Raw genomic sequence first — 791 nt, 5'->3', positions numbered from 1 at the left:
GCGGCTGGATCACCTCCTTTCTAAGGATAAGGAATGCACATTGGTCTTGTTTAGTCTTGAGAGGTCTTGTGGGGCCTTAGCTCAGCTGGGAGAGCGCCTGCTTTGCACGCAGGAGGTCAGCGGTTCGATCCCGCTAGGCTCCATTGGTGAGAGATCACCAAGTAATGCACATTGAAAATTGAATATCTATATCAAATAGTAACAAGAAAATAAACCGAAAACGCTGTAGTATTAATAAAGAGTTTATGACTGAAAGGTCAAAAAAATAAGGTTAAGTTAATAAGGGCGCACGGTGGATGCCTTGGCACTAGGAGCCGAAGAAGGACGTGACAAACGACGATATGCCTTGGGTAGCTGTAAGTAAGCGATGATCCAGGGATTTCCGAATGGGGGAACCCAACAGGTACTACCTGTTACCCATATCTGTTAAGGATATGAGGAGGAAGACGCAGTGAACTGAAACATCTAAGTAGCTGCAGGAAGAGAAAGCAAAAGCGATTGCCTTAGTAGCGGCGAGCGAAACGGCAGAAGGGCAAACCGAAGAGTTTACTCTTCGGGGTTGTAGGACTGCAATGTGGACTCAAAGACTATAGAAGAATGATTTGGGAAGATCAGCCAAAGAGAGTGATAGCCTCGTATTTAAAATAGTCTTTGTACCTAGCAGTATCCTGAGTACGGCGGGACACGTGAAATCCCGTCGGAATCTGGGAGGACCATCTCCCAACCCTAAATACTCCCTAGTGACCGATAGTGAACCAGTACCGTGAGGGAAAGGTGAAAAGCACCCCGGG

General features: G+C 46.9%; 1 tRNA gene and 1 rRNA gene. Both read left to right on the top strand.

The window, feature by feature from the left end:
• Positions 1-70: 70 nt before the first annotated feature.
• A tRNA-Ala gene (locus tag HMPREF2619_RS07205) sits at positions 71-143 on the top strand.
• A 126-nt stretch (positions 144-269) separates the two neighbouring features.
• Positions 270-791 (top strand): 23S ribosomal RNA (locus HMPREF2619_RS07200); the annotation flags it as partial.

It is taken from the genome of Streptococcus sp. HMSC074B11 (genome assembly GCF_001808705.1).
Lineage (GTDB): Bacteria > Bacillota > Bacilli > Lactobacillales > Streptococcaceae > Streptococcus.
The sequence above is the reverse complement of the archived record's forward strand: the minus strand, read 5'-3'. Positions and strand labels throughout refer to the sequence as shown.